Origin of the sequence: Bradyrhizobium zhengyangense (genome assembly GCF_022012555.1) — a bacterium.
GTDB lineage: Bacteria > Pseudomonadota > Alphaproteobacteria > Rhizobiales > Xanthobacteraceae > Bradyrhizobium > Bradyrhizobium zhengyangense.
The window spans coordinates 44,541-69,849 of sequence record NZ_JAKLTZ010000020.1 but is presented as its reverse complement, the minus strand read 5'-3'; the positions used below and the strand labels follow the sequence as shown (position 1 = coordinate 69,849).

The following is a 25,309-nucleotide window of genomic DNA, read 5'->3' as shown; positions in this document are numbered from 1 at the left end:
CGAAGGACCACTCGCATTCGCGATGCAACTTTTTGCAAAGCAACTACGTTTGATCGGTCGCTTTTCTATTAAAGGGGAACAATAGGTGGCATCAGTCGCGCGATATGTCGTTGAGCGGTCGCCGGACCAGGTCCGGCTCGCTTTCAAGAGCGTCCTCGAAATTTGCAAGGAAAGGAATATCTCCAGCGTGACGTTGGTGGTGCCGCAGAAGGGCGGCTTCGATCGGACCATCGTGGCCGAATTCCTCGGACCGAACGTCGTAAAGGCGCTCGTCAAGGGGCAACCCGTTCTGGTGGCGCAGGGCGTTCAGATGAAGTTGGAAAGTGCGCAGACCTCCCGGGGGAGTTGGTCAGATGGGCTGCTGATCGGCGGCCACATCTCGGACAAAGACATGAACAAGCTGGACGATGCGATCGGCGCGCAAGCGATCGTCTACCTTCCTTGGAACGATACCGACGGCAAAAACTGGCGAGCGACATGGGGAGCTCAGATCGTAGGAGCCACTACTGCACCGGCACCGACCGTTAGTTTGCCCGAGCCCGTGGAGGAGGCGCTGCAGAGCCTGACCCAAGCCGTCAATTTGGGTACGGGTCTCAATCATCCCTCAGACAAGAAACACGCAGAGCGCACAATCGCGCAGCTGCGTCAGGAAGGGCATTCGTTTGATCCAGTTGAGGTCCGCCGATGGGCTCAGCGGAACGGCTGGTCGTCAAGTGCGGCCGCAGACCTTGAAAAGGTAGCTCGCAAAGCATTCCGATAAGGTCAGTGTTGGATTCTAGTTTGGGATCCAGAGAAGGCAGCCGTTGAGAAGAATATATCGATGTCTCCTGCGCATTCGCCGTGATGGCGGACCTCAAGCGCGGCGAGCCGGATTGGAGCCTGCTGGGCGTCCCTGGCGCGGCGGACCTGCCGGCTATACGCTGGAAGCAGATCAATCTGGACAAACTGCCTGCCGAGCACAGGGCGAAGCTCGTCGCGCAAGTCGAGAAAGTCTTGCGCAACGCATGGGGTCGGAGGAGGAAACCCTCCATTTACCTGGCGGCCATGCGATGGCAACTTGTTCAGACGGCTTCTCCAGGGGAGACGCTGCCACCCAGCGAGGCCGGAGCGCGCCTCAGCTCAGTCGCCCATCGCGAGCCTCGCCGCGACCTGTCTCGTTGTCAGCATGAAATTTTTGAATCGTTGGCGCTGATCGATTCATTTATTTAATTGGACGGTCGATTCGGCGGCTGCGATTCTGGCGCATGTCCGAACTCACCGTGCAATATCTCGTGCTCGAGCGTCGCGATCCGGCCCGTAACATGGCGCGGTTCTATGTGCTCACGATTGAGCCGACGCTCTTTGGCGATACGGCATTGGTGCGCGAATGGGGCCGTCTCGGTGGGCGCGGTCGACGGCGACTCGATCTGTTCAAGCCGTCGAGGCTCTTGAGTCCTGGCTCAGGCGCAACGCCCGTCGCGGTTACGTCCAGCGGCACTTTCCGGGCTCGGAGCCGGCGTGCGACACGCCACAAGTCGGCTGATCTGGACAAAATGTCAGTGGAAGTATATCAAAGTAATCCGAGATCATACTCGACCATATTCCAAGAATTGCGAAAGTATTCCATAATTAATTATGCGAATTTAAATAGTGTCATGGTTTCAGTAGGAGAGATCAACCGAACTCCATAATAGAAATGCTCCATCAGTTGCTATTCAAGCGAGGCGTGGATCCGTGCGGCGCCAGATCGCCGGGAATGAGTGAAACAGATCGAGTCGACCGCGCTGTTGCCCACAAGCAGAGCATGTGTCATTCGACATGGTCACCGGCTCCCGCCATCCGGAACTGACCCCCCGCATTGCCTCACTAAAAATGTTACCGGACAACTTCTCTGCCGTGTCTGGGGCGGAGCTGCCGAATCAGTTCGGTGGCAGGTATGGCAGGGAAGATCAGCATGCGCGCAAAGCGCGAGATCAGATCAGCGGGTGGACCGAATGCTTTCCGCTTGTTGTGCGTGAAGCAGCTCTTGTGGTCGAAGCTCTCGAGCGCGCAGAACCTATTTCCCTGGCCCGTTCGGGGGCTCGATTTTGACAACGACAGCGCCTTCATGAACGACACGGTCGTGTCGTGGTGCCGTTCTCACGATGTCGAAGTCACTCGTTCCAGGGCCTACAAGAAGAACGATCAGGCATTCGTTGAACAAAAGAACGGAGCTATCGTTCGCCGCCTGGTGGGCTACGGGCGGTTTGAAGGCATTGATGCCGCCCGTTCATTGGTTCGCCTGTTTGCGGCGGCCCGGCTATACATCAATTTCTTCCAGCCCTCGTTTAAGCTGAAGGAGAAGCACCGCGAAGGTGCCAAGATGATCAAGTGCTATCTTCCTCCCGCTACGCCGTACGAAAAAGCATTGGTCCACCCGAGGCTCAATGAGGCATTCAAAGGTCGGCTGCGGGAGATTTACCGGACGCTTGATCCTGTGGCATTGCTGGCACAGATGCGGGACGCTCAGAATGAGTTGGGTAAGCGTGTCGATCAACGGGCTGGAAAGTCAGCGATGACTGTCGCGCAGGGGCACAGTGATTTGGCGGCCTTTGCCCGAGAGCTCGGCGATGGTTGGAAACAGGGTGAGCAGCGAGGCATTCATCGGCGTCGCTATGTGCGGCGCAAGCCTGTGCCACGTCGGCCATCGATGCTCGACCCATACATTCCCATCATCGAGGAATGGCTCGCCGCAGCTCCGCACTTGTCTGCGGTCGATCTTCTCTCCCTGCTGGAAGCGCATGCGCCCGGTCGGTTCAGCGGCCATCAGCGGCGCACGGTGCAGCGATTGGTGAAGAATTGGCGATCAAAGGCCGCTCGACAGCTCATCAGCAACACAGAGATCACACTATCGGTCCAAGCTTCGCGCCTTCGTATTTAATCCTGACAGGTTCTTTCGCTGAAGCACCGCAAGCCGCTCGCTCGCTACGGCGCTCTGGGGGGCGAGCTTCGCGAGCGGCTTGCTCCGACTCGCGGCAGTCGATCCAGAAGACACCAGGGTGACTTCGGTAACATTGTCATCTGAGGCAATATGGGGGGCAGTTTTCCATGGCGCGCGACACATAAGGAATGCGGTATTTGCCGCTTTGCGAGCAAGACCGTTCCTGTGCCGGGATCGCTGGTCGATTTCTTGGCTCCGCGGTCCACCAAGGCTTCGAGGTTTTCGAGCCCACCGAGCTTGCGATAAGTCGGCCCCGTACCGTATGTGCGATGCTTTTCCAAAGTTCGGCGGACAGGCCGAGAAAGCGTGCCGCTTCGGGGCTCCGCAAGTATCGCGGCGGCAGCCGGCGGTGGTCTGGCATTTGAGATGCTCCCTGCTCTTCTGGAGGGCTCGCGCGGCTGATCGCGTGCCGACGAGCATGATGGTGTGGAGTAGAAGAGCGCTTAAGGGGATGCCGAAGATGCGGGAATGATTTCGGCACCCCTGCTCTGTTCCTTGCGAGATGACAGGCAGAGCACGGCCGTGTCTCTTTGGATGCAGAGGCCGTTGGCCGGTTAAGCCATCAATCCACGGTATGGATGTGCTCCATCAAAACTATTGAGTTTTGCCGATCCTACGAATGGCGGATATTGGGTTCAGATGGCGCACTTAGACATCGAGATGAGCTACCGTCTTCTTTGGCTGGCGAGGGAATGGCATCGTGGCGGCTCGAAGCGACGGGCTTCCGCGGTCGCTTTGCCGCTTATTTCCGATAAACCACGGTATAGCTTTTCTGATGGTCTCAATATGGCTTAGCTCCGCGCGGCGGGGCGATGCTTGGAGGCTCCGGCCCCGAAAGGAGCTGGGCGCAGCCGATCTCAGGTGCGGTGCTGTGGCTGGCTAAATGGATTGAATTCATGGCACCCAGATCATGCGAAACAGGGATAGGGTCGTCTTCCATTTCCGCTACGAATGGGATCGATGAGAGTTACGGTCTATCTGCAACAAACCTGAACAACGGGCAATCTACGTACGCATTGCCAATCGGAGATGGCGCGCGTCCATCCGAAGCGCGCAGTAGGCGCTCATGCAGCGAACAAGCCAAAGCTGCCACAAGGGCCATCGAATGTTGTCGCGGCATGATGTCATCCTCGCGGATGTCACGTCATCTGAGGATAGGGATGGTTGACCCTATCTGGATTGCCATTGCTGGTGTTGTCTCTTTCTACCGGACGAAGGTTTTAAGACGGACGCTCGGTCTGTCCAAGATAGGCTGTTGAATGATGAACCGCGATGTAAGCCATGCGCCTGCGGTGTGCTTTTTGCTCGGTCTTCCCCGCTCGGGGACGACGCTGCTAGCGCATTTGCTGCAGCGGCACCCGGATATTTTGGCTCCGCCTGAACCGTGGCTCATGTTGGCACTTGAGGCCTTCGGTAAAGTCGACCACCGCCACCCAGCCGGCGCATCATTGGTTCAAAGCGCAACCTCGCAGTTCTTGGGGCGAATAGATCGGATGATCGTTACCCGCGCTTTTTCCGATGCAGCTTATTGCCAGTATTTAGCTGCTGCAGGCAAACGCACTCTCATAGACAAGACGCCGCGCTATTGGACGGTGCTCGACTTTTTGGATTCCCTTTATCCGGAAGCACCGCGTCTCGTTCTCATGCGTAACCCCTACGCCATCGCCGCATCACTGAAGACGACATGGGGCGTCCCTCTGCTGGCCGCAAGTTCCCCGCCCGCCATCGCATCGTGTCTCGCCGATATCGCGTTGGGCCAGCCCACGCCCGCGATCGCATCTTCTCTCGCAGATCTTGTCCTGGGCCTGCCTGCGCTAGCAGCATACCGCAGTCGACCTCAGACGCAGGTGGTCCACTATGAGACCCTTGTGGCGCACCCCGATGACGAAATTCGGCGCGTGCTTGCCGGCCTCGGTTACACTCCGACCGAGACGGGATCGGCGCCGGGGGGGCAGACGGACTATCTCCGCTCCAGCACTTTCGGAGATCGCAAGATCCTGGAGCGAAAGGCCGTCGATGACCGCTCAGTGGAGGCTTGGCAAACTGACTTGAGCATCGAAGAGATGCAAGTCGTGACCGACCTGGTTGGGGCGAAGCTCTTGACAGAGCTCGGTTATGAGCGGGATTTTCAGTACGCAAAGCAAGCCGGCGTCGTCGATAGGGGGCCGGAAGCAACCCAAGGCTATCGCCACTTATTTCGGACCTGCTGGGATTTTCTGGACGGCAAGACGGGAGGATCGTTCGAGCTCCCCGCCGAACTCAATAATAGTGGTGGGCAAGCGGAGGAACACGCCGCGGTTGCTTTCGCAGCCTCAGTGTTTCAGCAAGCGCAACGTCTGGCCGCCACTAAGAAGGAAGAGAATCTGCGGGTGGCAAATTCAATCGCGGCGCAGTTGAACGAGGAGCTCACGGCGGTCGTGTCCTCGGAGGTGAGGCGACAGCTTGCGCCGGCGGGCCGACGATAGGACAAACGCGTGACCACCGCGCGCCCGATCGCCCCACCGGCCCACAGGTCCCTCCCGCGCGCGCTGCTGCGTCGCTTGACGTGCAGTGGGAGCGAATAAGTCGAGGTAGTCGGTCATGATGTATCGCAGCGAGGTGCGCGTCGCGGCGGCGCACGCGGCGCAGGCCCAATCTCGACCATGCGGCCTCCGCAGATGGGGCACACGTCGAGGCGGTGACCAAGGAGGATGGCGCAGCGCTCACGATAGTCGACAGCTTCGGCAGGCGGAGGTGGCTGCGGGGCTTCAAGTGCCGCTCGGATGCGCGCGAGTTTGGCGGCGCGGCAGGCGTTCGCCAGGAAACCAAAATGACGGATGCGGCGGAACCCCTTCGGCAATATGTGAAGCAGAAAGTGACGAAGGAACTCCTCAGTGTCGAGCGTCATTACTTTGGATTTGTTCCCGGCGCGATAATCTTTCCACCGGAAGCGGACGTGGCCCTGCTCACAGGTAAGAAGCCGGCCGTTGGCGATCGCAACGCGATGAGTGTAGCGCCCGAGATAAGTCAGAACCTGTTCTGGTCCGCCGAAGGGACGCTTGGCGTAGACGACCCACTCGACCTTGCGGAGGGCGTTTAGATGGCGGGCGAATGCCGCTGGCTCGACGAGGTGCGCGAGATGGCCGAACAACTGGAGCTTGGTGCCATCGAACGCCGCCTGCAGGCGCTCCAGGAATAGCCGACGATGCAATCGTGATAGCACGCGAACGGGAAGGAAGAAGCCGGGGCGACAATGAACCCAGCTTCCATCAGGAGCGATCCCGCCGCCTGGTATGCCGGAATTTCTCCGGTCGAAGCTTGCGGGCTCGTCAATCCGTGCAGTGTATGAACTCTACCAGGCTTGGCGTGAGCAGCCCAACGCCGTCGAGACCATATGTGCAGCACAGGAGAGCTTCACCGACGCCCACGCCCGCCAGCTGGCTCGCAAAATTCGTAGCGGAGTTGGGGGCTCCCATGCTGATAGCGAAGGTGCCGCTGGAGCTCAATCGGCGCGAGGCCCGATCGCACCGCAAGTAGCATTGCGACCCATAGAGAGAGACCGTGTAACGGCGGCCGCGGAGAAGAGCTCCAGGTCTTCCGTCCATCGAAATGAGCGAATGAGTTCGTCAGTGACGATCAGAGTGCGCCACCAAGATCGCGCGGGCTGTCTTCTCGTCGATCGGCTCGCGTCTCAAGGCTCACGCCATGCCGTGCTGTTGGTCGATGGCGCAGAAGAAGTGGAAGAGGTGCCGGCATCGACCATCACCATCGAAGAGATCATTTTCGCATGAAGCTGGCCTTCGACTGTCTCCTCAGAAAGACCGCTGCGCTTGGCATGCCGGCGGAGCGGATTTCCCATCCGAAGGATGGCGCGTTAGCGCAGCAGCCGGAGGCCGAACGCGCCCCCCACAGCGCCGTAGAGAGGCCGGAGGCTGCTGGTAAGCCGCGGTCCACATACCCGGTGCCAATGTTGCCGGTCTCCACGCGCGGCGTTCGTGGAATAAGAGCACCGGGGCTGACGGCGGCGCCATTCCCGGAGGAATTCTGCGCATCGATCGTCGGCTGGGTTGGATCTCACCTGCAGCAAATCCCGAGCTTTGAATGCCGAGCCTGTTGGTTCGAACCAACACGGAGGGAGTGGAAGGATTCGCTTTTTCTAGTGCAGGATAGGCTTCGCGCCAGCGATGTATTAGATCGCGATTGGGATTGGAGTGCATGGCTCTGATCTCGCTTCGCGTCTCTGACGAAGTCGCTGCGGAGTTCTCAGCTTTGGCAGCGACCCAGGGCGGCAAATCCGCGCTCTTGCGGCGTCTCATTGCTGAGGCACTTGCTGAACCAGTGCCGCGCATCTCCGTGCTGCCTGTCGGGCGACCGGAGAAGGTGACGGTGCGATTTCGCGAGAGCGAGATGCGGCAGCTCGCGGAAGTGTCACATCAGCGCGGCATGACCCGAACCGGCTGGATCGTTGCATTGGTGCGCTCGCGGTTGGGATCACCGGTGCAGCATTCTCCAGGCGAGCACGAGGCGCTCCGCGCGATTGTTCGCGAGCTCAACCAGATCGGCGGCAACATCAATCAGATCGCGCGCGCAGCGAACGCCAGTGTGCTGCAGGGCAGGGCGGTCGAGCCCGATCTGTCCGCAATTCAAGAGGCCCAGTTGGTCATCGAAAAAGAGCTCGCGCAACTACGCAATGCGCTGCACGGCAACGCGGATTATTGGGATGGGCGGCGATGAGTCGGCGCCATAAGCCGCGGCCGGCAGACCTGGCCTCCGAGCTTCCGCCGATCTCATATGTTTGGGAAACGCCCAATCGGCGCCCGCGGCGGGCCGAGTGGGATATCCCCGATCCGGCGGTTCCTAGTCGCCTGACGCCGGCTATGCGCGCGAAGCTCGAACGGATCGTGCGCCGAGCGCCAGAGGTGATGGTCAAGATCACCGGCCGCACCAAGGACGTGGCGCATCTCAAGTCGCACCTTGCGTATATCACGCGAAACGGCGAGCTCGATGCGGAAACAGAGCAGGGCGCGAGTCTGGCCGGTCGTTCCGGATTGAAAGACCTACAGCAACGCTGGGAGGATGATGCCGGCCTTGACGACAAGCGCCGCCGTGATGGGTCGCTTTCGATCAACATCATTCTGTCGATGCCGGCTGGCACCGATGCCGTCGCCGTCAAGGATTCAGCCCGGGCATTTGCCATCGAAACGTTCGGGGACAATCATGACTATGTCTTCGTCCAGCACCTCGACGACAAACATCCCCACGTGCACTTGACCGTCCGGTCCCTGGGCCACGACGGCAAGCGTCTCAACCCTCGGAAGGCAGATCTGCAGGCTTGGCGGGAGCGATTTGCTGGCGAACTCCGGCTTCGCGGGATAGCGGCCGAGGCAACGCCGCGGCGAACCCGCGGGCGAGTTCAAAAGGCCGATCGCGGGGCGGTGCTCGCTATGCGCAAGCGAAAAATCGTACCTGATGTCGACCGGCTCGCCCGGAAAGAGGTGCTTTCGGAGGTGAGGGGCGGCACGACTGCAAAACGTCCTTGGGACGAGCAGATCAAGTCACGTCAGGATGCGATCCGGCGGCGATATCTCGATTACGCAGCCGAGCTGCAGCATTCTGGAGCGGCGGCAGATCACGCGCTCGCGCGCCAGGTTAGGCAATTCGTGAACGACATGCCCGCCGTTGAAACCCGGCGGCATGCACTAAAGAATGAGCTTTCGGAGCTCACCAATAGCCGTCGCCGCAAGGCAGAGCAGGGAATCGATGCCGAGTTGCGCGGTCACAAGCGAGACGATGAGCGGACGAGGTAAGGCGCCCGCGCGCTCCGCCAACCGTTTCATCGGTTGGCACGTAGATGTGCACTGGCGGCTTGTCATGTTCCTCGAGCGCGCGAACAGCATTGGAGCCGTCAACGGGAAGTTACACCCCTATGGAGCGGCTGCCCTGAGGCGCCTAGGTCCTTGAAAGCTGGCTGATAGATCGTGCATTCTTCGAATCGGCCGTCTCGCCGGACCTGCCACAGGGTCAAAGTGGGCACTATTTCAAATCCTTGGATCGACCGTCATATCCAGGTCGGTGCGTAATCTGTGGACATCGGCCGCCGATATGAACAGGTGGATCCTTTGACCGCTATCCCTTTGACTGAATCTGCGCTCACGTCCGTGAAGCGTGCGGTTAGGCAGGGCTATCCGAACTACAAATCATCCCATCTGACCGAGGCGATCGCAGCCGCATGCGGCTTTGCAAGTCATGCAGCGCTGCGAGCCCGCATGTTGGAGCGTGCACCGGTGCATCCGGACTTTGCATTGCTCGAGGAATTGCCGTTCCTGAGCCGGCTCGCGGCGATGACGGGTGTTCCGACATCGGACGAAGACCTCCGCGGATTCTCCTTCGATCGCCTCAACTACGAGGGTGCGGACGTGATTCCGACCGCGTCCAAGGGGGTAACCAAGGTGAAATACGACGGGTCCCGCAGGCGGCGGGCCTGGCGCAATGTGATGGTCGCCGGGATCAATGCTGGCATCGACCAGGGATTGTTTACGCCGCGTGCAGGAGAAAACAGCTGGCCGCTGCTGGATCCGAGGTACGGGGACGATGGTCGAACGTACCGATTCATGATCGAGGATATTGCGGCGATTGCCAGCGTTCACGACGCGGATTGGGACGAGCTATCAATCCACGTTGCTCTGTGGCCTGCGATCGACGGCGAACGCTGGGTCCGAACGGCAAATGGCGGTTTCCTGGCGGGCGAGGTGTTTGCATCCGGATGGCTTGAGCGCCGTGACGGAGCGTGGCTCCAGGTGGGAGATCACCCCGAGTTTGGTTGTCGGAAGCAGCGCCTGGACCTGATCGCCGCGCTGGATATTCGGCCCAAAGGTTATGCGGATCGCGGCAGCTTTAGGCTTTGATTACGAACGAGGTGCGGGCTGCACGACAGTGCCAAGAAGGAGACGCTTCGCTCTCTCTACGCCTTTGCGTGCTGCGCGCCCCGACTGCGGGATGCCTGTGAAGGCGGCTGTCGGGATCAGACTGATGATGCCGGCGAAAAGTGAGTTTCCTCGGTGGCGATGATGTGCCAGTACGGAGAGCGACATAGTAGGCGCCGGGCAGGAGATGTGTGCTACCGGTGTCGAGGACCAAACGGCTGCCTGGATGGATGATCTGCAGGCGATCGGCAGGCAAGTCTCGCCACCGTGGCGACACGATCAGCACGACGGCGGTCGCCGGCTGACAGCCTAGCGTCTCAACAAGATAGACTTCGGGAAGCCGCGTCTCGTGGGCTCGATAGGGGCCAGATGCCACCAAAGCGGGCAGCGGCCTCTCAACTGGACTCGAAGCCGGCCGCTTTTCGGGCGGCGTGAAGTCGTTAGCCCGATCCGTGTCCCGCTTGTTAAGGCTCCTTCATCCCCGATCTTTTCCGACGACCTACCCCTTCGGGTTGGCCCTGCCCGTCGATTTCAAGGAGTCGTTTGCCCAGCTCCTTCTTTAGAGCGTTGCGATCGCCACCGGACAGGGGTGTTGGATGGTGGTTAAGCGCCATTGAGTAACAAACCGATCGCGAGCGGATCCTTTAGGAGCTCTTGAAAGATAGCCAGCAGCCATCCTCCTCGTAGCGCGCGCTACGATTCTGACATGTCCGATCGGCCGACTTCTGCCCGACGTCCTTCCAGACTGCATGCTGATCGAAAGACCCGACCGCATCTGCCTTTTCGGATCTCAACGATTCGACTGCAGCGCTGGCAGGTCACCCGCAAAACGTGACGAGGGATCTCCGATAGCCGTCGCTGCTGAATTGGCACGCCTGGACTCGTTCCGACGCTCGCGTCAGCCAGGATTGAATCCCAATACTCTTGCGGTAAATCTGCGTCTGAACCGACGGAATGCGATGACGACGACCGAGTAGCGGCGGTCCATTTTTCAATCTGTTTTGGTGACGGCATTCGCCAACTCGCGCGTCGGGACGACACTCCCGCGGAAGGGGAGGGGGACAAAGCAGGTTCTTTTTTCTGACATATTGTCAAAATACGAAGGACAAATTATCAAAACGGATTTTACATAATGACAAGTATTGAGCTGACTGAAATTTTGACATTTCTGGGCCTCGACCTGGCCGAGGCTGCGCAACTGTTGGGAGTTTCGACGCGAACGCTTCGAAGATGGATGGAAGGCGAGGAAATTCCCGGTCCGGCCCAAGCCGCTCTGCGTGCCTGGCACCAACTCCACGCGCGGCACTTGGCTTGGAAGCCGGACGCCATTTCCATATTCGAGAACGACCAAGCTCAGCTCGAGCGTGCGCGACTTCATGCGCGAGAGGTGAGCGGGCTGATCAAAGCGGTCGAAGCTCGCGGCGGGCCGCAAAATCCATGGTCGGTCAATATCGCTAAAGGCGTTGCGACGTTCGGTCCTTTTGAGATCGGGTTTTACAACCTGCAAAACGGAAGCTTCTCTCTCAGCGGGTACCGCCGCAAAGACAGCTCGCCGGACCTCGTGCGGGACAGGCCGTACCTTGAAGATGCCGCGTACAGCATCAGCATGGCTTTTTCAAAGGCCGGCGAAAGCGAAATTGCGCTGGACAACGTCGCGGAGTACGTCCGAAAACATTCGGCCGCGTTTGTTGTCGATGGCCCGCAGCGGCTGTCGCCTGCGGACTCCAAACGCCGCCAGCGGGACATCGAATTACTCGCCGGCAAAATCGATGAACTGGCGAAGCTTGCCGCCAAGGGCAGCGCCAATCACCTTCAATTTGAGGAATTACTGCATCAACTCCACGAACTCGGGTTCTTCCCGACTATCGATCTGGTTTCAGCAGTAGCTAAGGCTATGGTCTAAAATATGAAGAATTCAGTGAGCGTTCCAGATCTTGGCGCGCGAGGTGAGAATGTGTTCATCGGTTGGTGTGAACCGGAAGGGTTTCGTGCCCAGAAATCACAGGCAGACCGTCTCGGCTGGGACTACCTCCTTGAAGGCGAGCCTTTGCGGATGAAAGAGCGTCCGCTTGATTCCCAGAACGATCTTCCGAAATTCTTGATCCAAGTGAAAGCGACAGAAGGATCTCAGCCGCCGAGGATCAAGCTGTCGGCGCTCAAGCATCTCGTTGATGCTGACCTGCCGGCGGCGATCGTCGTCATGTTTTTCGTCAAAGACGGGCGGACGCCGATTCGCACTCTCCTCGTCCCGGTCGATCAAAAAATGATCTACGACACCCTCAAGCGGGTTCGCAGCGAGGAAGCCAAAGGAAAGCGGAACATTCACAGAATCACGATTCTTGTGCCACTCGATCGTGCGGTAGAATTGTCTCCAGCAGGAGAAGGGCTGGCAAAGGCTTTAAACGGAATGCTCGGAGGGGCACCTGCCGATTATAATTGCAGGGAAGGTCGACTACCGCAAGACTTGCGGTTTTGATAACAGATCCATTGTCGGTCGATTTTTCGTTCCAGGAGAAAATGCGGGCGAAAAGATCGGTCAGCTCTTTTTGGGTGGCCCTCGCACGCTTAAGGTGACGGACCTGACGATTGAGCGACGCCGGTTCGGAATTCCGCTCGACAATGATCGCGATGAGTTTCGGGAAGCGGTGCTGGAGCTAAACGTATCGTCATCGATGTCAACCACGGTTGAACTTTCTTCGGAAGCAGGCGAGTGGACCTCGGTAGAGCTCGAGATGTTCGTCACTCCGATATTCGATGGAAAGCTCGGGCCGGTGCGACTTGCAAACAACTTCCTTGAATTTTTGATCGACTTTCCGAAGGCGGAGGCGAACCTAACGCTCAACTATGACGGTGAACGAATTGTCGACCTGGAGGAGGCGGTCGCCATCATCGAGATTGGCGTCATACTGGCCAGGCCGCAGAAATCGATAACGCTCCGTTTCAAGGGAAAAGAGCTCAAGTTGGAAATGGCACCAGGCGAAGGGCCATTTGCGCATTGGATTCCGGCCGCGCCAGTTCTTCGTAGGATTGTATCGGCGATGGTTCGGGCAGGTCGGCAGACAGCGCGCCGCTTTAAATTTGCCGACTTCGTCGATTGGGTTGATACTCACATCGAATTTCTTGCCGTAGCATCAACGCCAGGCGTCAATATCATCTTCAACCATTGGCCTGACGAAATTCAACTGACTTCTGACGATGCTTTGTTGACGCCTTTTTCGCTCGAATGTTTTGGGTCGCGCTATACGGCGCTTATCGAACTTCCGATTGTATCATCGAGCCGCTCGGAGCCGGAGGTCACGCTCATCGGTGGTCGGCCCCATATTGTATCAGAGGTGGTGCGGGCATTGAATGCCGATACGTCTGACTTTGTCGAGAGCGCAGTTGAACGATCGAATAAGGATCGGGGGTCGAAAAGACCGGCCTTTTTCGCGGAGGGATTCTCTAACTGGGATAAGGTCATGCTCTCCATCTCGTAGAGAAGTGCTTATCAGTCACAACGGTGGAAGTACGACCGTAAAAAGCAAGGCCAGCGCAGCCGGCAAAGTCGGCTGAGCTCTCTAAGGCTGGAGACGAGCTTGCGGGGAAAGCAGTCTGCTATTGGGAAGGCAGGTGCTATTCTTTCGATTTCGTCGACACCCTCATCCTCAAAAACTTGGCGCCAGTTGATTGCAATGGTGTCGATCCGATCGATCTCGGCCCTAGCCTCGTCTGTGCTCAGCACGAAGTCCCCGCAACACGAAACGCAGTTAGCAATGCTCGGGCACTTGCTGCCGGATCAGTGTTTCCGTCGAAGCGATCTCATCGCCTGCTGACGCCGGCCGACTTACGCCACTCAACTTAGCGGGCAAGCTGTCATTCGGCATGCAAAATTGGATGCTGAAGGGATCAATTGTGACGCCGAATGACAATAGCGGATTCGACGAACTCGACCTCGCTCTCCGTCTCGTCCTGCAAGCCATTGAGCAATGAGATCACCAGCTCACCTTGTTTTCTCCCGTCGGACTCATAAGGCGTGCGGCAGTCATGGAAACGTCTGATCGAGGAGCGCAGTCTGTTCAATTCTGCGCACTGCCGGTCCAATCGCCGACGAGGGTGGGCCAATCGATCGGACGTGGGTTCTTGCCGATCCAAACGTCCCAGAAATCTGGGTCTGACGATTGCGGCCGATGTGCCTCGGCAAGTTCATCCATCTCCACGAGCAAAGGAATCGGCGTGGCCCATCCCAGCAAAATTGCCTGACGGGATGGTAGGCTAGGTAGCTCCTTTAGCAAGCCCGCCACATTGTCGGGAACGAGACGTCCAACTAGCGCCTGATCGAGGTCGTTTACGATCCGGTGCAGTAGGAAAGTATTGCACTGTGCAAGGATCGTGGGCGAGAGCTCCGATGGGCGTTGTGACGATAGCATCAATCCAAGACCAAACTTGCGACCTTCGCGCGCGATCTTTTCGAACGTCTCGCGACAGAGCTGGGTCGGGTTTTCTGCCGGCCCATCTTCGTTGGCGCCTCGCCGAACAAAGTTGTGTGCTTCCTCTAGAACCAAGGTCGTGGGCAGAGGTTTGCCATCAGGATGAAGCCGTCGGTAGCGCTGCAATGCCTCAAACGTCAGCCGTCCCAGAACCGCAACGACTACGTGGATTATTTCTGAAGGCACCAACGAAAGGTCAACGATTGCGACCTGTCCGTTGGCCGAGGCGTTGCTGCCCACGAACGCGTCAAGCCAGGCATCGAAGGTGATCGCCGGGTCACTTCCAATCACTTGACCGAGTCTCGGGTCCGACATCATGCCGCGGATGCGCATGCCGAGCGTGCTGATGAATCCGGCCAACGCACCTCCCTCCGTCGCTGCTATCCTCTCAAGGTGCTCTGGCAGCATGTGTACGTCGAATGGTATCGGTGCATCTTCCGTAAGATGCGCGATGGCGAAAGCATCCTCTACCAGATCTACGAAGCTCTGCAGTGACCTCCGCACCGCTTCCATGTCCTGTACTGAGAAGGAGTTGAACCAGTCTCCTGACCGACGGGAATTAGCGATAGTTTCGATAATGCTGCTTATCTCTTCCAGAGCTGTCTTGTGCTCACCATCAACGGATTCCGTCATATTGCTGCAGTCTGATGCAATGTTGTCTAGCAGTTCGCCGCAGCGCCGCCGATTGCTTGCGCTGCCAGCGTAGGTCGCGGCACCTTCGGCCAACATAGCGGCGATCATGATGCGATAGGAATACAAATGCCGCCTGACGATAGTTTGGCGAGGCGTCCCCGCCAGCTGCCCGTTCTTTAGTTCACGAAGCGCTTGGAGCAGCAGGGGCCGCTGCGCTCCGGGTCGTGCGAACGATACCGCGGTCCACTCGTGACCGTTCCAGAGCCAGGCCGGCAGACGGAGCGCGCGTTCACCCCTGTTGAGGTCGATGGGCGGGACACGAAACAGGCGGATATTTCCGCCCCTATCTGCAAATGCTTTGGCGTACTCCCCATTAGGATCAAGAATAATAAACCGCGCATTCGGCTGTTCTGTGCCATTCTCAAGAGCGGCCTGCGCCGCATCGAGTGACCAGCGGATCAGCCCAGCGACGGAGCAGGATTTTCCACTACCGGTGTTGCCGAGTACGGCGACGTGCCGCCCGAAGATCTTATCGGGATCGACCATAATTGAGGTATCTGCAGCCAGCGGTGACGAGCCGATGCGAACGCGGCGGTCCTTGTCCTTTGCTCCGACGATAGCTGTGATTTGTTCCGGCGTTGGGATTGGTATCTGATCGCCTACCGAAGGGAACGCAACGATTCCTCGACTCAATTCGAACATACTGCTTCCCTCGCGTCGGTTTCGAGCGACAGACAGGGTGCCGATCGGAGTGAGCGACATCTTCCGCAGAGGGAATGGCAGATCGATCAGGCCGAAATCCTTAAGCCCCGACCGTTTGGGGTACGGCGATCGTTCAATCCCGATCCACGTGACGTAGGCGACGGTAGCACCAGCCTCATTCGGTATCAGCACGTAACTATTGAGCCTTGGGAAGCTCATCGGTGTGCCGGTGTTGAGCGCAGTAGCCTGTGGCGCATCGAGATCGAGCAGCACACGGATCTCATCCGAGGAGATCGACTCGACCGTGCCGATGACCAGTTCAGCGAGCCGTTCGATCGGGGAGCTCACGTTCCTCCTCCAGAGCCCGCTGGCGGCTGACTCGGTTCGGCTGGCGCCAGGCCCGCAGCGGCATCTGCGAAAGCGCGGTTCTTCAGCAAGTCAGACATACGCCCGGTGATGTAATCGAGCGCGGGCTTTGGCAGATAATCGTCGACGAGGTGCTGGAGGCTTCCGAAATGGTTGCCGGCGAGGAGGCTGACTTGTGCAGGACGAGTTTGATTGAGAAATCCCTTGATGCGATCGTCTAGTTCAAAGGCGATGATCACGAGGTGTGCGGACGGAACCGACAGCATATCGAGCAGAACACGGTTGATGTGGTCATCACCGAACCCGTAGCCGTAGGTCACCACCACCGAGTTGGGTCTGCAAGTTGCCGAGGCGAAATCACGGAATAGCTCCGCATAAGGATATTGGGTGGTCTCCACGTCCTTAGCCGGATTAGGATAGATCATCACGGTATCAACTGGAGAATCTGGTAAGCTCGGATGATCGTCGTCGGCACCAAATGGTGTCTCTGACCGATAGATCCGATGCGCGATGGGGTCGAAGCGCCAATCAAGGCTGCCGTGGAGCTTGGTCAGACGGACGACGCCTTCCATAAAGCGCGGCTCACCGCGGATCCCGGGTGGGTTGTAATGATAATCGAGCTCGATCCGAGTGTTGCGGAACAGTGGACGCAAGCTCCCCACAAAGCGATCAATGATCCGTAGCCCCGCTTGATCGCAGCCATGTTCGATCAACCGGTCGTAGTTGGTCGTGAAGATATGTAAACGCTCGCGTGAAGCGGCGCGGCTGACGAAGCTGAGCAGAAATGACTGCACCGTCGCCAGTGCTGATGCACTGTTTGCTTCGAAAATACCTCGCTCGGTAGCAAGCAGTGAGGTTAGGAATGTCGCGATTGCGGAGTTAATGTCGTCGCGAACACCTTGCGCCGACCCCTTATCGATGATGTCAAGACCATCGAGCACAGCAATGGCGCTACGCAACTGATCTTCGATGTTAGCTTGACCGCGACCCATCTTTTTGGCGCTTGCGGTCGCGTGACGAGGATTGCCTTGGCATGTTTCGACTTCCCCGTCGCAATCGCCATACCCGTCGCCTTGACGCCGGCAGCGAAGCCCACAGCAATGGTAAAGCCGCTGCCAAGCAGGAGGTTCAGATGCTCAGCTTGGAATACCGCCGAGAGCCACGGCTCGATCTTTCGGCGGTGTAGCGCGATGAACCGATCAAGTTCGTCTGCGCTTTCTGGGATGCTATCGAAGGTCTCGCTCGATGCACCAACCCGGTAACCGTGCGCCTTCCACTCCATGGACCCTCGCGACGAGTTGCAGGACCGACCTGAGTCCCCGCTAGTAAGTCTTAAAGCAACATAATCAGAGGTTGCAAGGCGGGCAGGTAGTCAAAGTGAAAAAGGTAAGCAGCGAAGCGGCGAGGGGATGAAGGGCATCGAGATTAGCTTCCTCGACTAATCGCTTGAACCGGTGAGGAGACGAGATCTGACGAGGAGTGCCGCTATCCTGGCTCCCTCACGCCTCCAGCTTCAGTCGATCCCGTCCGCCGGCTCGGGTGGAGGCGGCGGGAGCGAGGTATGCTCTCCGACTCGAGCTCGCCATCAGCTTCCGCCATCATCCCACCTTTCGTTCAGGAGCGGCGTGGCTCTCAAGCAGTGGCATATCCAGGCTCGGAATCTCTGGCATGGCTTTGCCGGCGATCGCCTGCAAATCGCCCACCATGCCAACGGTCGACTCCACCACGGCGAGGATCTGAGTTTCGCGCTTGGCCCATTGCCGGCCCATGAACTTGCGTTCCTTGTCCAGGTCGTCGCGCATATCGTTGAATTTCTCAACCACAGCTTCTACCCGCTGCCGAAACTTCGTGCCGGTCAGGTAGTGATAAACCTGCTCCATCTTGGTCTGCTGACCCTGCTGAACGAGGCGCGATCCGCTTACGTCGATCAGCCCCTGGCGCAGCGCCACGGCGACCGGCAATGCGCAACGCGGATGGGCCACCCATACGCCGTCGACTAGGTCAAATTGCTCGACGTGCTTCGGCAGCGCATGAGAGATGATCAGAGCGACGTCGGCGGCGGAACGACGCTGGTCGTCACGCAGTTTGGCAAGCCATCCGTCACTCCATGCCTTGGTTCGCTTGGTTTCCCAAAGGATGATGCCGGCAGGTTTGCCAATGGCGCCATTTATCTGTTGAATAACGTCCGCCCCAAGCTCACCTTTTCCAACCGGCTCAATCGAATCGGTCGGAAAACGTCCGCGCAGAAGCTCTTCGAGCTCGAGCTCGAGTACTTCCCCTTGGGATTGCTGTGATCCCTGCTCGGCCTTGCGCTTGAGCTCCTCGATCGTTCGAGACATCGACTCGATAGTCTGGTCCTTCTCTGCAACGCGTAAGCGCGCAGCCTCGTCGGCTTCCTGCCTGGCCTTGATCTGGATTTCGCTGATTGAGGCCTGCACGCGCTTCTCTATTGTCAGGTCGAGCTCGCGCTTTTCCCCCTCGAGTGCGCGCTGCTGTCGCATCAGTTCGGCTTGCTGCTTTTGGGCCTCGGCAAGCTTTGCGTTGTTGGTAAGCAGGTTGGCTCGCAGCTCCGCGGCTTCCGCTTCCTTCGCCTGCAGCTCGGCCGCGGCCGCCTCTCGCGCCTTCTTGCTTTCGGCCGCGACCAGCTGGGCACGTTCGGCGATCAATCGTTTCGCAACGTGGTCCTCGATTTGCTCGCGGTCCTTAGCGACCTGCTCGCGTTCCAGCCGCAGTGCCTCGGTCTTACGCTCCATCTCTGCATCTTTGCTGGCCAGCTGCTGTTGAAAGCGCTGACGAATTTCAGCGAGGAGGGGAGCGGCCAATGATTCCGTCAACCGGATCTCGTGATTGCAGTTGGGACAATGCAGGGTAGGTTCGTGTGAAGCGCCGGCTGCGGTTACTTTGAAACTCATGAATTCCCCCGTCATCGTAGAGCAGGATTGAACACCATCCGCGCGCGATTGCGATGTCGCCGCTCTCGATGTCCACATCCGCGTCGCCGATATCGACCTGGCCGGGGGATTTTCCACGGAAGGCATCACGACATGTCGACGTAAGGCCACGCCTCAGGGCGAGCCGTTCTATTGGGAATATATTCTAGATGAGAACAAAACAGGATCAAGCGCCAATTGGCTGCGCAGGCTGGTGGAATAACCCTGTCGTTCCATCCAGGCAGCATCGACCAGAAGCCCCTGAGGGAGAGTCCTTTCGAGCTTGTTTAGCTTTCTGTCCTTTTGCTCAGCCATACTAAGTAAATTAGCACTTTTCCAAACCAACCCGAGGGAATCCTCTATTTTACGTAATCTGACTGGGCAAAGACGCCGAAACAGCCGGAAATCTCGCGATGGCTCCTGGAAGAGGCCCATCGCGTGGTGCTTCGCTGCTCCGATATGTTCCGGCGCCGAAATTAGACGGCCGTAAGGAATATGAGTCATATTTCTTACGCGGTCTTGACTTTGTAAGATTTAAGGCGCAAATTTCTTACAAGGGAACCGTAAAATGGCTAGCACAGCGAACCAGATATACGATCGGATGAGCCATGACCCTCAGCCGAGCAAGGTATGGACCGCACGCGATTTTGCGGACACCGGCACTCGATCGGCTGTCGACGTCGCCCTCCACCGCCTCCGGAGTGACAACCGCATCAGGCGCATCGACCAAGGTCTCTACGATCTTGCTCGCACCAACCAACTGACGAAGAAGATTTCGCCACCGGACTACAAGTCGGTGATTCAGGCGGTCGCGAGACGGGACGGCGCCAAAGTACTGGTCGACGGAATAACCGCCGCCAACAACTTGGGACTTACCAACGCCGTCCCGGCGAAGGTGGTCGTGTGGACGGACGCCCGCGTGAAGCCGATCCAACTCGACCAAATGGTCATCGACTTCAAGAAAGTCGCGCCAAGTCGACTTCTGTGGGCTGACCGCCCGGCCGCGCAGTTGGTGCAAGCTCTGATTTGGCTGCGCGACGTTCTTCCTTCGGATGGCGACAAGATCGCAAAGCGCCTCAAGTCCATCCTGAACGACGGCGACGACGGGCACCGCATGCGAAAGGATTTGCAGGACCACTTGGGTGATCTCCCCGACTGGCTCGTTCCTATCGTAAAAGATATCCTCAAGTCCGACGCAACGGCGCCAGATCCGCTCCCGCCGATCCGCGGCCAATGAGATGCGATCATGACCGACCTGCCGCAGATCATTCGAGCAAGCGCTGAAGACCGGCGGGGACTGTTCCAACAAACCGGACAGCGTCTCTCGTGCCCCCCGGAGAACATCGAAAAGGACTTTTGGGTCTGTTGGATCCTCGACGCGCTCTACAACAAGGCGGGCATCGAGCAGCGTCTGCTTTTCAAGGGCGGCACGTCACTCTCGAAGGCCTTCGATCTGATCCAGCGGTTCTCGGAAGACATCGACATCACCGTATTCCGCGACGACCTGCCCGGCGAAAACTTCCCGTCAGATGACGATCTCCGCGCGATGGGATCGAACGAACGCAAGCGAAAGCTTGACGAAATAAAGGAGCGGTGCAGCAGTTTCATTAACGGCGAATTCCAGAACGCGCTGACGAACTTCGCCGCTGGTGAGCTCGAAGGACTGACGTTCAAGATCGAGCCCGATCCGGACGACCCCGACGCTCAATCCCTGCTCTTCCACTATCCAAGCGCATTCGCGGATTCCGACGAGCGGTACGTCCGACGCGTCGTGAAGATCGAATCCGGCGCTAAGTCGGCGCTCGATCCGCATGAGACGAAAACGATCAGTCCATATTCTGCCACCGACACCGACGGCCTGGACCTCACCGTGCCAAACGTGCTGACGATCAAGCCCGAGAGGACGTTCTGGGACAAGATCATCATCCTACACGGACAGCGACACTGGTTCCAGAACAGAGGGGAGCTCTACAAGGACGGGCAGCGATTGTCGCGCCATTACTACGACATATTCCGGCTTCTGACCTCCGAACACGGCGAAGCCGCACTTAAAGATCTGGAGCTCGCGGAAAGCTGCGTTCGCCATGCCCGCCTCTACTTCAACCGGAAGCCTCTCGATCTCGACCAGGCGACTCCCGGAACGTTCGGTATCGTACCGGTCGACGGCATGCTCGAACCTTTGAAGGCGGACTACCAGAAGATGGCCGGCATGATCTTCGGAGGATCCCTTCTTTCGAGGATATCCTCGGCAAGATTAAAGCAGCCGAAGCGACCTTGAACGCCACCTGACCAAAGTCTCAATCGGTCCTCCACCGGCTACAACCCTGCCGATGGACTTGCCGACGTGCCTGCCGTCGGCGGCCGTCGCGAAGTCGGGTACCCACATCATCGGCGAAACCCGGTGGAGCGATTGAAAACGAGTTCGCTGGACGCTTAGCCTCGATACGGCTTCGATGCCAGGCGCACGCCGCCGTCAGGGATTCCTAAGTTCGGACGGGCAAAAGGCTGCACTTGACGATTGCGAAGAATGTGCGACCATAGGTTGTTCACGGAAACGGGGCGGGAGGAAGCCATGGCGCGAAAGCCGACCAAGAAGCCGAAGGTGAGCTTGATCGTCTCCGACGACAAGGACGTAAAGTTGAAGGTCCGACCCGGCAAGCTGCACGTCGTTCAGGTCGAAACTATCACTCCGGATCTGAAGAAGGCCGGTCGCGTCGGTGCTCGGCTTTGCGGGTACGGCACGAATATCTGCCTCGCCATCGTCGATATCGACAAGTGACTGCAGCGCGGCATCGTCTGCGATCATCGCGCTACAACTTCTGCGTCCCGCTAGGCGACGACAACGTCCTGTACAACGCGGGTACGGGCGCTTCGGTTCGGCTGTCGGGCCAGGACGCGCGCGAGCTTGCGCAGCTGCTTTGCGGTCCTCCGCGGAGGGTCGCCGCCAAGACGATCCCGCGTACGCTCCTCGCCACACTACGGCGAGGGGGCTTTCTCGTCGACCACGAATTCGACGAGCTAGACATGATCCGCGAGCGCTATTGGCATGCGCGTGGACGGACGCCTATGGTCATCACCCTCACGACGACGCAGGACTGCAACCTGGGTTGCTACTACTGCTACGAAGAGAGATCCCGCGATGCTCTCGCAGAAGGCGATGTTCCGGCGATAGTCGATTGGACCCGACAGCGCCTTGTCGCGTCGGGTAAGGACAGCCTTCACGTCGACTGGTACGGCGGAGAGCCGCTCCTCAACGTCGATTTCATCGATGCAGCGTCCGCTGCGCTTCAATCGTTATGCAAGGAGATCGGGGTAAGTTACTCCGCTTCCGTAATTTCGAACGGGACATGCTGGCCGGACGACATCGCCGGCTTCGTGAGGCGACACCGCCTCCGGCAGGTGCAGATTTCCTTTGACGGCCTCAAACCGAACCACGACAAGAGACGCCGATATAGAAGGGGCAGGGCGCCCGATCCGTCTGTCTCCTCGTTCGATCAGGCGACCGCGGTGGTCGACGGATTGCTCGAGGTGGTACGCGTCGACGTAAGGTTCAATGCCGATCACGGAAACCAATGCGATTTGGACGGCTTCATCGCCTTCTGCAAGGACCGCGGCTGGTTCGACAGAGCGTTTCCGTGCGTTTTTCAACTCGCACGGATATCCGACTTTTCCGAGCGCGCCGGATTTCTTAGCCGCACGAAGCTTTCTGAGGAAGAGTTTGAGAGACTTCGCGAACGGTCCCGGCAGATGGTCCCCGACGAAGCAACTCTCGACGAAACCACAACCCGCTCGCTCTATCCTTTGCCAAGGACCTCCGTTTGTGCAGCGCTGGCCAACGATTCGATCGTGATCGGAGCGGACGGCAATCACTATCGGTGCGGGCTTCAAGTGGGCGAGAAGGACCGCCCCGTCGCCATCCGCCGTGCCGGAGGCGACATGGTGCCCGGCCGCGATGCGGCCTGGTGGACCGGCTTCGACCCAACGCGGCAGCCCAATTGCAGCCGCTGCTCGTTCCTTCCGGTCTGTTGGGGCGGCTGTCCGAAGAAGCACTTGGAAGGCGACTCGCATTCCTTGCACGAGCAGAGCTTGTACTGGCGCAAAGCTTTGCCGCAGAAGATCGCCTGGCAATTCGGAGTGGCCCTCCAGGAAAGCGAATTCACATTCGCCGAGTCCGACCAGTTTAGGCCGGCTTCTCTCGACCCTTGATGTCCACCTGGTTCGGTACCGACAGCTGGACCTCGAATGGATGTCGAGTCCAAAGCTTTGGCAGAGACAAATGGTCCCTCCCGCAACTGCATCGCGTCGACAGCCGCAGAGCAGAAGTGCGCCTGCGACCGCAGTCCAGACATCGACAAACTAATGCAAACAATATTGCATAAGCGAAGATCAGAGGCGCGCAGAATGCCAGCACGCCGATAGCGAACTGAAGGCTCGATAGGCTTGCGATGGTGAACGCTCCGACCACCAGAATGGCGGCAACCGCGTCACCTATAGCGCTCCATTTGCCCGGCCTTGTTTCGCCGGTTGCGGCGATGCGGACGCCGTTCAGGAAGGCGAGCAGGCCGAGGATGGCGGCCGTCATGAGCGCGATGCGAGCACCCCCGATCAGCGTTCCGCTCCAAATCCGATCGGCGATCTGGTCGAGCGAAAATTCATGACGCCAGCCGTATAGGACTTCCAGCACGATGCGCGGGATCTGTGTGGCTAGACCCGCGACCAGAGCGTAGATCGGAACGAACAGGGCGTACCGACGTGGGTCCAAAAGCAGACCCAAACCCAACCTTGCAAGATCAGCGCGCAGAACGGCATACAGGAAGAGGCCGGAGGCGACAGTCAGGCCGAAATTCCAAGCCTCTCTCGCCACGCCGAAAAAGTCGCGCCAGCCCGCCGTCAGCAACAATGTCAACGGCTGCAAGCCCGACATGACCAACGGATACAGGATCACCGAAATCAGGATCAGGTCACGATTTCTGATCACGCGGGTTCGTGCGGCCGGATCAGGATGCAGATTGAAGAAATCTTTGAAGGCGTCGAACGGCCGGAACGCCGGCGGCTGCTGGGCGGCGAAGACGTCGGCCAAGGCGTCCGTTCCGGCAAGTTGGGAGCCGCGGAAATCGTGGATGTGCTCGCGGCGAACGACGAAGAAGTATGAATAGACGAAAACGATCGCGCTCGAGAGGATCAGAACCGCGAACTGGGAGGACAGGCCGGCAAAGATAGCGCCATCGAAGACCGGAATGAAGCCTCCGAAAGGGGGATGGCTGCCGATGCCTCTGCGATCGATGAAACCGAGCACCAGGCAGAATATCGCGACCGCCCAGCCGAGCGTTCGAAAATGCAGGAGGATGCCGCGTCTTGCCCAAATTTCAAGCCAGGTTTCGCCAAGTTCGAGGTGCGATACTTCATGCCCAATCATGGCTTCGAAGGCACGTGGTTGATCGCGTTGTCTAGCACGCTGATTGAGACCGACGACGACCGCATCGCCGGACGGCGTCACGCGTTCTCTGGCTTCCAACGCGTCACCGTTCTTCGGAGTGTACAGGAGGCGAGGCTGCGAACGCAGGGTCGAACGTGCCGCGATCTGCTCCAGCGTTGATCGGATGGGATCGAAGGACGGGTTCACGGCAAGTCGTTCTAGTTTCGACGCGGCATTCGTTCCGTTTCGCCATCGGTACAGCGATGCAGCTGCGATGACGATCGCGCCAAGCACGGTCAGGCCGATCATCGAAAGCACGACGTTCTGATGGATGACGTCGCCCATGTACCGTATCGGGTAGCCCTCCCATAATTTTGCGAGAAAAAGATACTGCAGACAAACCGAGATGATGATCGCCGCCGCGGCGGGGCCGTCGGAAATGCCGAGGCGGCGCAGCAAACTCCTGGGATGGGTCCCCTTCATTTCTTCGGGCCAACCTTGGCAAACAGCTTGGCGAAACCGGCCTCGAGTTTAGCCTTCTCGGCCGCGGAGAAGCGGCTCTTATTGATCGCCGACGACACTTCCTTGCGAAGCTTCTCCACGTCGTCCTTCCTGGCACGACGATCCAGCACCCGATCGAGCAGGGACCCTATGGCCGTCTTTACTCTGTCCTTCACGACGTCCTTGGCGACGTCCCCGAAGAACGCCAGAAGAAACGGAGCGACCATGGCGGCGAAAGTCGCGACTTCGGCCCCGCCGATGAAGCGGCCCTCATCCTGTGCGTCCGCGCGATGCCATTCTTCCACCAGCGCATCGAAGCCGTCTTCCACGACGAACGTGTCGTCAGGCTCGACCTCGGCGACGATAGCAAGGGCCCATTTCTTGAGGTTTTCACTATTCACTTCCGTCATGATCTCTCTCCAAGGAAAGGCAGT

Annotated in this window: 21 protein-coding genes and 2 pseudogenes; 16 read left to right on the top strand and 7 right to left on the bottom strand. The window is 58.7% G+C overall.

Annotated elements, in window-relative coordinates:
• Positions 1-85: 85 nt before the first annotated feature.
• The 4 genes from L6639_RS37765 (at position 86) to L6639_RS37750 (ending at position 2,899) form a co-directional block, all read left to right on the top strand.
• On the top strand, positions 86-760 hold the full coding sequence (locus L6639_RS37765) for a hypothetical protein (protein ID WP_128929586.1): 675 nt from the start codon (positions 86-88) through the stop codon (positions 758-760).
• A gap of 83 nt (positions 761-843) precedes the next feature.
• Entirely contained in the window at positions 844-1,209 is a 366-nt protein-coding gene (locus L6639_RS37760; RefSeq protein ID WP_128929585.1) for a hypothetical protein, read from the top strand.
• Positions 1,210-1,244: 35 nt separating this feature from the next.
• On the top strand, positions 1,245-1,670 hold the full coding sequence (locus L6639_RS37755; RefSeq protein ID WP_371746380.1) for a WGR domain-containing protein: 426 nt from the start codon (positions 1,245-1,247) through the stop codon (positions 1,668-1,670).
• Positions 1,671-1,915: 245 nt separating this feature from the next.
• Entirely contained in the window at positions 1,916-2,899 is a 984-nt protein-coding gene (locus tag L6639_RS37750) for a hypothetical protein (protein ID WP_128929584.1), read from the top strand.
• A gap of 200 nt (positions 2,900-3,099) precedes the next feature.
• On the opposite strand, the pseudogene L6639_RS37745 reads toward L6639_RS37750, so the two are convergent.
• Positions 3,100-3,320 (bottom strand): annotated as a pseudogene (locus L6639_RS37745) (helix-turn-helix transcriptional regulator); the annotation flags it as partial.
• 898 nt (positions 3,321-4,218) lie between these two features.
• Here L6639_RS37745 and noeE point away from each other — a divergent pair.
• Positions 4,219-5,424 (top strand): nodulation protein NoeE, encoded by a 1,206-nt coding sequence (gene noeE, locus L6639_RS37740; RefSeq protein WP_276575773.1) that lies wholly within the window; start codon positions 4,219-4,221, stop codon positions 5,422-5,424.
• A gap of 113 nt (positions 5,425-5,537) precedes the next feature.
• On the opposite strand, the pseudogene L6639_RS37735 reads toward noeE, so the two are convergent.
• Positions 5,538-6,233: pseudogene (locus L6639_RS37735) on the bottom strand (IS91 family transposase); the annotation flags it as partial.
• Positions 6,234-6,567: 334 nt separating this feature from the next.
• Here L6639_RS37735 and L6639_RS37730 point away from each other — a divergent pair.
• The 7 genes from L6639_RS37730 to L6639_RS37695 all read left to right on the top strand — a co-directional run bounded on the left by L6639_RS37730 (position 6,568) and on the right by L6639_RS37695 (position 13,337).
• Complete coding sequence (locus L6639_RS37730; RefSeq protein ID WP_232995580.1) at positions 6,568-6,729, top strand: hypothetical protein; 162 nt, start codon at positions 6,568-6,570, stop codon at positions 6,727-6,729.
• A 424-nt stretch (positions 6,730-7,153) separates the two neighbouring features.
• On the top strand, positions 7,154-7,672 hold the full coding sequence (locus tag L6639_RS43600; RefSeq protein WP_128929583.1) for a plasmid mobilization protein: 519 nt from the start codon (positions 7,154-7,156) through the stop codon (positions 7,670-7,672).
• Between the two features lie 143 nt (positions 7,673-7,815).
• Entirely contained in the window at positions 7,816-8,745 is a 930-nt protein-coding gene (locus L6639_RS37720; RefSeq protein WP_232995579.1) for a relaxase/mobilization nuclease domain-containing protein, read from the top strand.
• A gap of 276 nt (positions 8,746-9,021) precedes the next feature.
• On the top strand, positions 9,022-9,843 hold the full coding sequence (locus L6639_RS37715) for a hypothetical protein (RefSeq protein ID WP_232995578.1): 822 nt from the start codon (positions 9,022-9,024) through the stop codon (positions 9,841-9,843).
• A gap of 1,150 nt (positions 9,844-10,993) precedes the next feature.
• The gene (locus L6639_RS37705) at positions 10,994-11,764 is read left to right on the top strand and encodes a helix-turn-helix domain-containing protein (RefSeq protein WP_128929582.1); all 771 of its coding nucleotides are present in this window, start codon (positions 10,994-10,996) and stop codon (positions 11,762-11,764) included.
• A gap of 15 nt (positions 11,765-11,779) precedes the next feature.
• Positions 11,780-12,337 (top strand): hypothetical protein, encoded by a 558-nt coding sequence (locus L6639_RS37700; protein WP_237866542.1) that lies wholly within the window; start codon positions 11,780-11,782, stop codon positions 12,335-12,337.
• Positions 12,338-12,431: 94 nt separating this feature from the next.
• On the top strand, positions 12,432-13,337 hold the full coding sequence (locus L6639_RS37695; protein WP_237866540.1) for a hypothetical protein: 906 nt from the start codon (positions 12,432-12,434) through the stop codon (positions 13,335-13,337).
• Positions 13,338-13,916: 579 nt separating this feature from the next.
• Here L6639_RS37695 and L6639_RS37690 read toward each other — a convergent pair.
• The 3 genes from L6639_RS37690 to L6639_RS37680 all read right to left on the bottom strand — a co-directional run bounded on the left by L6639_RS37690 (position 13,917) and on the right by L6639_RS37680 (position 18,940).
• A complete protein-coding gene (locus L6639_RS37690; protein ID WP_128929580.1) occupies positions 13,917-16,010 on the bottom strand; it encodes an ATP-binding protein in 2,094 nt (697 codons plus the stop codon).
• Positions 16,007-17,020, bottom strand: a complete 1,014-nt coding sequence (locus tag L6639_RS37685; protein ID WP_232995577.1) for an SIR2 family protein — start codon at positions 17,018-17,020, stop codon at positions 16,007-16,009. The genes L6639_RS37690 and L6639_RS37685 overlap by 4 nt, the downstream gene beginning before the upstream one ends.
• Positions 17,021-17,626: 606 nt before the next feature.
• Complete coding sequence (locus L6639_RS37680; RefSeq protein WP_128955173.1) at positions 17,627-18,940, bottom strand: DUF2130 domain-containing protein; 1,314 nt, start codon at positions 18,938-18,940, stop codon at positions 17,627-17,629.
• A gap of 586 nt (positions 18,941-19,526) precedes the next feature.
• On the opposite strand from L6639_RS37680, the gene L6639_RS37675 reads away from it, so the two are divergent.
• From L6639_RS37675 to L6639_RS37660, 4 genes are all read left to right on the top strand, one after another.
• Positions 19,527-20,195, top strand: a complete 669-nt coding sequence (locus tag L6639_RS37675) for a DUF6088 family protein (RefSeq protein WP_128929578.1) — start codon at positions 19,527-19,529, stop codon at positions 20,193-20,195.
• Between the two features lie 9 nt (positions 20,196-20,204).
• Positions 20,205-21,236, top strand: a complete 1,032-nt coding sequence (locus L6639_RS37670) for a nucleotidyl transferase AbiEii/AbiGii toxin family protein (RefSeq protein WP_232995576.1) — start codon at positions 20,205-20,207, stop codon at positions 21,234-21,236.
• A gap of 294 nt (positions 21,237-21,530) precedes the next feature.
• Complete coding sequence (locus L6639_RS37665; RefSeq protein ID WP_050631493.1) at positions 21,531-21,737, top strand: hypothetical protein; 207 nt, start codon at positions 21,531-21,533, stop codon at positions 21,735-21,737.
• A 245-nt stretch (positions 21,738-21,982) separates the two neighbouring features.
• The gene (locus L6639_RS37660; RefSeq protein ID WP_128929577.1) at positions 21,983-23,164 is read left to right on the top strand and encodes a radical SAM/SPASM domain-containing protein; all 1,182 of its coding nucleotides are present in this window, start codon (positions 21,983-21,985) and stop codon (positions 23,162-23,164) included.
• Here L6639_RS37660 and L6639_RS37655 read toward each other — a convergent pair.
• Both L6639_RS37655 and L6639_RS37650 read right to left on the bottom strand, forming a co-directional pair.
• Positions 23,139-24,833 (bottom strand): hypothetical protein, encoded by a 1,695-nt coding sequence (locus L6639_RS37655; protein WP_128929576.1) that lies wholly within the window; start codon positions 24,831-24,833, stop codon positions 23,139-23,141. The two genes, L6639_RS37660 and L6639_RS37655, sit on opposite strands and share 26 nt — an antisense overlap.
• 20 nt (positions 24,834-24,853) lie before the next feature.
• Complete coding sequence (locus tag L6639_RS37650) at positions 24,854-25,285, bottom strand: hypothetical protein (RefSeq protein ID WP_128969537.1); 432 nt, start codon at positions 25,283-25,285, stop codon at positions 24,854-24,856.
• Between the last annotated feature and the right edge of the window lie 24 nt (positions 25,286-25,309).

Coding starts and splice junctions, on each gene's coding strand:
- L6639_RS37760 (WP_128929585.1), top strand. CDS start 844: ATGGCGGACCTCAAGCGCGGCGAGCCGGATTGGAGCCTGCTGGGCGTC.
- L6639_RS37755 (WP_371746380.1), top strand. CDS start 1,245: ATGTCCGAACTCACCGTGCAATATCTCGTGCTCGAGCGTCGCGATCCG.
- L6639_RS37750 (WP_128929584.1), top strand. CDS start 1,916: ATGGCAGGGAAGATCAGCATGCGCGCAAAGCGCGAGATCAGATCAGCG.
- noeE (WP_276575773.1), top strand. CDS start 4,219: ATGATGAACCGCGATGTAAGCCATGCGCCTGCGGTGTGCTTTTTGCTC.
- L6639_RS43600 (WP_128929583.1), top strand. CDS start 7,154: ATGGCTCTGATCTCGCTTCGCGTCTCTGACGAAGTCGCTGCGGAGTTC.
- L6639_RS37720 (WP_232995579.1), top strand. CDS start 7,816: ATGCGCGCGAAGCTCGAACGGATCGTGCGCCGAGCGCCAGAGGTGATG.
- L6639_RS37705 (WP_128929582.1), top strand. CDS start 10,994: ATGACAAGTATTGAGCTGACTGAAATTTTGACATTTCTGGGCCTCGAC.
- L6639_RS37685 (WP_232995577.1), bottom strand. CDS start 17,020: ATGGGTCGCGGTCAAGCTAACATCGAAGATCAGTTGCGTAGCGCCATT.
- L6639_RS37680 (WP_128955173.1), bottom strand. CDS start 18,940: ATGAGTTTCAAAGTAACCGCAGCCGGCGCTTCACACGAACCTACCCTG.
- L6639_RS37675 (WP_128929578.1), top strand. CDS start 19,527: ATGGCTAGCACAGCGAACCAGATATACGATCGGATGAGCCATGACCCT.
- L6639_RS37670 (WP_232995576.1), top strand. CDS start 20,205: ATGACCGACCTGCCGCAGATCATTCGAGCAAGCGCTGAAGACCGGCGG.
- L6639_RS37665 (WP_050631493.1), top strand. CDS start 21,531: ATGGCGCGAAAGCCGACCAAGAAGCCGAAGGTGAGCTTGATCGTCTCC.
- L6639_RS37660 (WP_128929577.1), top strand. CDS start 21,983: ATGATCCGCGAGCGCTATTGGCATGCGCGTGGACGGACGCCTATGGTC.
- L6639_RS37650 (WP_128969537.1), bottom strand. CDS start 25,285: ATGACGGAAGTGAATAGTGAAAACCTCAAGAAATGGGCCCTTGCTATC.